7 protein-coding genes and 1 tRNA gene are annotated in these 6192 nt (G+C 40.2%); all 8 read right to left on the bottom strand.

What is annotated here, in order from left to right:
• Positions 1-196 precede the first annotated feature (196 nt).
• Positions 197-284 (bottom strand) — tRNA-Ser (locus tag WKT01_RS13280).
• A 205-nt stretch (positions 285-489) separates the two neighbouring features.
• On the bottom strand, positions 490-1215 hold the full coding sequence (locus WKT01_RS13275) for a lysophospholipid acyltransferase family protein (RefSeq protein ID WP_270396137.1): 726 nt from the start codon (positions 1213-1215) through the stop codon (positions 490-492).
• Positions 1216-1239: 24 nt separating this feature from the next.
• Positions 1240-1815 carry a Fe-S-containing hydro-lyase gene (locus tag WKT01_RS13270; RefSeq protein ID WP_117975818.1) on the bottom strand — a complete coding sequence of 192 codons (576 nt, stop codon included), beginning with the start codon at positions 1813-1815 and terminating at the stop codon, positions 1240-1242.
• A gap of 18 nt (positions 1816-1833) precedes the next feature.
• Positions 1834-2676, bottom strand: coding sequence for a fumarate hydratase (locus WKT01_RS13265; RefSeq protein ID WP_117975820.1), 843 nt, complete (start codon positions 2674-2676; stop codon positions 1834-1836).
• 46 nt (positions 2677-2722) lie between these two features.
• Positions 2723-3211 carry a deoxycytidylate deaminase gene (locus WKT01_RS13260; protein ID WP_059066901.1) on the bottom strand — a complete coding sequence of 163 codons (489 nt, stop codon included), beginning with the start codon at positions 3209-3211 and terminating at the stop codon, positions 2723-2725.
• Positions 3212-3223: 12 nt separating this feature from the next.
• Positions 3224-3853 (bottom strand): uracil phosphoribosyltransferase, encoded by a 630-nt coding sequence (gene upp, locus WKT01_RS13255; protein WP_059066903.1) that lies wholly within the window; start codon positions 3851-3853, stop codon positions 3224-3226.
• Positions 3853-5385 (bottom strand): L-threonylcarbamoyladenylate synthase, encoded by a 1533-nt coding sequence (locus WKT01_RS13250; RefSeq protein WP_340312674.1) that lies wholly within the window; start codon positions 5383-5385, stop codon positions 3853-3855. Before WKT01_RS13250 ends, upp begins: the two co-directional genes overlap by 1 nt.
• A 41-nt stretch (positions 5386-5426) precedes the next feature.
• Positions 5427-6128, bottom strand: a complete 702-nt coding sequence (locus WKT01_RS13245) for an N-acetylmuramoyl-L-alanine amidase family protein (RefSeq protein ID WP_340312673.1) — start codon at positions 6126-6128, stop codon at positions 5427-5429.
• Between the last annotated feature and the right edge of the window lie 64 nt (positions 6129-6192).

The following is a 6192-nucleotide window of genomic DNA, read 5'->3' as shown; positions in this document are numbered from 1 at the left end:
TTCTCTCACGAGTCAGCCTAAACATAATATCATTTGCTGCCAGTTTTTGTCAAGCCTTTTTTTAACTTTTTTTAAACTTTTTTCTGACACCTATTTTACATACTACATTTAGTGTTTTTATGAAATCACCCATACAATCCAATAGTTGAAATGTAAAAACTACTGGTTATGCCAGTAGTTTCTGGATAATATCAAACGGAGAAAGAGGGATTTGAACCCTCGCGCCGGTTTCCCGACCTACACCCTTAGCAGGGGCGCCTCTTCAGCCTCTTGAGTATTTCTCCTGATTCTGAAATCTGCTATAGAACTCATCTATAGTAAATATTCTATTCTATACGATAACGCAAGACTTATTATACTAAAGTGAATTTATAATGTCAACGGTAAAATAAAAGTTTTTCTGATATTTATCTTCTTTCTATACGCAGATCACAGCACGTAAAACCAACATGTTCTTTCATTAAAGAAATTCCTGCGACTCCTCTCCTTCTATAAAGAAGAAATATTTTGCGCTGCGTCAATCGTTTTTTGTATTTTATCGTGAACCAACGCCGCTATTTCTGTTGTTTTCATTTCTTTATAAACCTCGTATTCGAGAGGTTTTAAGAAATGTACTTGTACAATTACAGGGGTAATCGTATTCGTATCGAATGGTTTAAAAGAATCTAGCAAGGCAACCGGGACAATTGGACATTTTGCTTTTGTTGCTGCTTTAAAACTTCCTCCTTTAAACTCTCCGATACGATTGCCTTGTTTCGATCTTGTTCCTTCCGCAAATATTAAATAATTTCTTCCTTTTTTTACTTCTTCTGACACATCCAGTATAACTTTCATTGCCTGACGTACATCTCCTCTGTCAAGCATATATGCCTTCATGCAGGCAAATACCTGTTTTAAAAACGGAATATTCGCTATTTCCTTCTTTGCGACCACCGAAAACGGTGTTGGACACGCTTCTAAAACAGCAAGGACATCATATAACCCCTGGTGATTTGGATAAAGCATAAAGCCTCCGGCCTTTGGAATATTTTCCGTCCCGTGTACATCAATATGTACATTTCCCCCTTTATTGGCATGAATAACTATCCATTTCAAAAAAGCATATTGATCACTTTCTGTATACTTTTCTGTATGGGCAGCCCTATAACATAAACGTACCCACATATAGGGCACAAGTAAAATATTGCGAAATACCATCAGTAAAATGCGTTTCATTAATTTTTTGTCCTTCCTCTATTGTTATACCGATCTTCGATCACACGTATTTTCCAGACAATATTCCTCAATAGCTGTTTCATAAAGATTATTTCCTTTCGAATCTATTACCACGATAACCGGAAATTCCTCTACTTCAAGTCTACGTATAGCCTCTGTCCCCAAATCTTCATATGCGATAATGTCTGATTTTTTAATACATTTAGAAAGCAAAGCCCCTGCGCCTCCTACTGCCGCAAAATACACTGCTTTGTTTCTTATGATAGCATCTATTACTGCCGGACTGCGCTTTCCTTTCCCGATCATCGCACCCAACCCCAAATCCAAAAGCTGTGGAGCATATTTATCCATACGGCTTGCCGTAGTCGGTCCTGCCGAACCAATAGGCCGGCCCTCACGGGCAGGTGATGGCCCCATATAATAAATCACCTGCTCATTTATATCCAATGGCAAAGTACCGCCTTCCTGTAATATCTCATGCATTCTTTTGTGAGCTGCATCTCGTGCTGTATAGATCGTTCCTGTGATATATACATAATCTCCCGCCTGTAAAGTCTGGGCTGTTTCTTTTGTAATAGGTACATTTATATGTCTGTTCACCGTAATAACCTCCTCGCTCTATACTGTCCGTGTTATATGACGGTTTACATGACAACAGATATTTACTCCGACAGGTAAACCTGCTATATGAGTTGGATACGTATTCACATGGACCGCCAAAGCTGTAACAGTGCCTCCTAGTCCGCCAGGGCCAATCCCCAGTTCATTTATTCTTTTCAATAATTCTTCTTCCAAATCTTTTACCCAAGAAATTTCAGAATGTAGACCTGTTTGCCGTGTCAACGCTTCTTTTGCCATTAAAGCACATTTTTCAAATGTACCTCCGATTCCAACCCCTATTACCATAGGTGGACATGCATTTGGCCCCGCGTCTTTTACCGCCGTCAGCACCGCCTCTTTTACTCCTTCGATCCCTTCCGCAGGCTTCAGCATAAAAACACGGCTCATATTTTCACTTCCAAAACCTTTCGGCGCAACTTTTATTTTCACCTTATCTCCGGTCACGATTCTTGTATGAAGAACAGCCGGTGTATTATCTTTTGTATTTTCTCTTACAACAGGATCTTTCACAACCGATTTTCTCAAAAATCCCTCTAGATATCCCAAGCGTACCCCTTCATTTACTGCTTCTTCGAGGTTTCCGCCTTCGAAATGTACATCTTGTCCGACATCAAGAAAAACAACTGCCATTCCCGTATCCTGACAGATGGGAATCATATCTTCCGACGCAATCGTTAAATTTTCCTGAAGCTGCTCCAGGATCTGACATCCAAGAGGCGATTTTTCCTTTTTTTCTGCCTGTTTCATCGCTTTAACCATATCAGAAGAAAGATGATGGTTCACCTCTATACACATCTCTTTTATATTTTCAGTTATTTCCTTTACATTTACTGTCCGAATCGCCACAATATCAGCACCTCTTTTTTCTATTTATACTATAATTATGTTACAGAAAAATCTTTACTTCTCTGTTTGTATGGTGATACTGGCGGTAATGTACTCCGGAAGCATCCATCATTCTCTTGGATGCGATCACACTGGGAGTATCTGCGTACTTATCACAGTCGTATATTACTTCTTTGATTCCCGACTGGATGATCGCCTTTGCGCATTCATTGCAGGGAAATAAGGAGACATATAACTTTGCCCCTGCCAGACTTCCGCCATTATAGTTTAAAATCGCATTCAATTCACTGTGCGTGGAATATACATATTTTGTCTCGAGAGGGTCTTCCCCCTCTCTCGCCCAAGGAAATTCATCGTCTGAACACCCAATCGGAAAACCATTATAACCCATGGACAAAATTTTATTATCCTTACTCACAATACAACAGCCCACCTGCGTGTTGGGATCTTTTGATCGCATACCGGCAAGCATGGCTACCCCCATAAAATATTCATCCCATGACAAATAGTCTTTCCTTTTTCCAGACATCTGTATCTCCTCCTATTTCGTCCCGAAAATCCGATCCCCGGCATCCCCCAAACCTGGGACGATATATGCATGATCATTCAATTTTTCATCCAGTGCACCAATGTATAGATCTACATCTGGATGCTCTTCTTGCATCTTCTTAACACCCTCCGGAGCTGCAATAATACACATAAAACGAATGTGCTTTACCCCTTTTTCTTTCAACATCTGAATTGCCGCTGTGCTGGAACCACCTGTTGCAAGCATTGGATCTACTACAAACACTTCTCGTTCTTCACAATCCGCCGGCAGTTTACAGTAATATTCAACCGGCTGAAATGTCTCTGGATCTCTATACAGTCCGATATGCCCTACCTTTGCGGTTGGGATCAAAGAAAGCATCCCGTCAACCATTCCCAGGCCTGCCCTTAAAATAGGCACTACTGCTAATTTCTTGCCTGTTAGTTCTTTCCCCCATGTTTCCGTAATAGGAGTTTTGATTTTCACATCCGCTAATTTCAGGTCGCGCGTGGCTTCATAACACATCAGCCCAGCAATTTCACCTATTACTTCCCTAAATTCTTTAGTACCTACGTCTTCCCGCCTGATGTAGCTGATTTTATGCTGAATCAACGGGTGCTCCATCACGTGAATTTTTGACATCATTTTCCTCCTTTAGTATATGAATTTAATTTATTTGTTAACTTTTCAATTAACTTTAACATTTTTTCATAGCACTCACCATAAGATGTAAGCGGTTGTCCATACGGATTAGGAATGTCATCTTCTATTTCGTTTCCGACAAATTCACTGAACGTATATACATTTTCTGTATTTTGAAACTCTGCCAAAATCTTTTTCTTCTGCTTTACATCCATTGTCAATACTAGAGTGTCTTCCTGTAAATCTTCTTCTTTTAATTGACAAGAAAAATGTTTCTCAAGACTCAGTCGAGCACTTTTCATGATCGCTTCTATTTTCTGATTTACAGGCTCTGGAAACAATACAATCAAACCTTTAGAATCAATCACATATTCCTGTTCCAGATCTTGTGCACGCAGCAGTTCAGCCGCCATCGGGCCTCTACTTGTATCGGTACTGCTGACAAACAATATTCTTCGATATTTTTGTTCCTGCACGATTGTTGTAGCAGACAGGCGCAAATGCCCGGCCGCCTTCTCCAGGCGATTCATGATCGCCTTTCCCAAGCCCCGCATCGCAAAAGATTCGCTGTATATCACCTCTACATTTTCTTCATCAAATTCTCTTAAAATACGATACAGGTTCCTTGCAATTGTTTTTTCATTTTCTCTTGTTCCAATATTTTTGATCACACCATATTTATAAAATTGATTTGTCTCGTTTGTAGCAATGATCCCAACCATTTTTCCTTGTCTATATCCTTCATATGCCAGCTGTCGGATCGCCAAAATTTCTTCTCTTAAATCTCCTTCTACGATCATTAATTTTGCCTTAGGCGCATAATGCCTGTATTTCATTCCCGGAGCTTTAGGCGGTTTGTCACTTTCACATCCTAATAATGTCTCATCTACACCAACTGTGCCTATTACTTTTTCAAACATATCTGCTGTGATCGCTCCCGGCCGCAGGATCATAGGCGGTATTACAGTCATATCCAATATTGTAGATTCTAAGCCTATTTCCACGCTTCCGCCATCTAATATCATATCTATCTTGCCATCCAGATCCTCCGCGACATGGTCTGCAGCAGTAGGACTTGGACGACCTGAAGTATTCGCACTCGGTGCAGACACAAATCCTCCTGCTGCTTTAATAAGCTGCGCAGCAATCGGATCGCTTGGCATACGAACAGCCACTGTATCTAATCCTCCCGTTGTTCCATAGGGGACCACTGCACTCTTCTTGAATATCATCGTAAGAGGTCCGGGCCAGAAATGATTCATCAATGCTTCTGTTTCCGGTGGGATATGAACTGCGATTTTTTTCAGATCCTCCTTATCTGCAATATGAACGATCAAAGGATTGTCTGATGGCCGGCCCTTTGCCGCATATGTCTTTTTTGCCGCTTCTTCATCCAGAGCATTCGCCCCCAATCCGTACACTGTCTCTGTAGGAAAAGCAACAAGACCTCCCTGCCTTAATATCTCTCCGGCTTCCTGTATAATAGATTCTTCAATTTTATTTTTATCCACTTTTTTTATTTTTGTTCTCATACGCTTCATTATACCATTATTTACTTTAAAAAAAAACTACTTTATCTGCTTTCCAGGTATTCTACGATTCCATTTGAAATCGACTTTGCCACATCTTTTTGGTATTTTTCTGTAACCAATTTCTCCGCTTCCTCATGATTACTCAAAAAACCACATTCCATAATAATAATCGGTGTTTTCGTCTTTTCCAAAAGATAATATGTATCGTTTGCTTTTGCCTGTCTGCTCCCTCTTTTATCTGCTGTTTTTATCGATTCCTGCATAATTTCCGCTGCCTTTTTAGATTCCTGTGAATGTGTATAATAGAATACCTGCGCGCCATGAACAGAAGACTCATGGTAACTGTTCTGGTGAATGCTGACTGTAAGATCAGGACTATGTTCATTGATCATTCTTACCCTTGCTTTTAAATCTCCTACTTGTGAGTCTGCCAATCTTTCCTCATCTTCTCTTGTCATAATTACCTGTATCTCTTCTTTTTCCAGATATTTCTTCAAATATACAGCAATACTTAAATTTATATCCTTTTCTTTTGCGTCATTTACTCCTATCTTGCCGGGATCGCCGCCACCATGTCCCGCATCTACGACAACTACAGGTTTTTCTCTGTCCGATATCGTTTTTCCTGCCGTCTCTATTTCCGTATTTATGTGATCATATAAATATTCTCCGCCTATTCGGCAGGCAACCACTATTCCAAGCAGCAGCAATATCACTCCCGCGATTTTTACTTTTCTTTGCAAAAAACATCCTCCTTTCCACATAGTATACTATATGCGAAAGAAGGATGTCCCTTTCATGAAATTT

The organism is Mediterraneibacter sp. ICN-202921 (genome assembly GCF_037890075.1).
In the GTDB taxonomy this organism is placed as follows: Bacteria; Bacillota; Clostridia; order Lachnospirales; family Lachnospiraceae; genus Mediterraneibacter; species Mediterraneibacter massiliensis.
The sequence above is the reverse complement of the archived record's forward strand: the minus strand, read 5'-3'. Positions and strand labels throughout refer to the sequence as shown.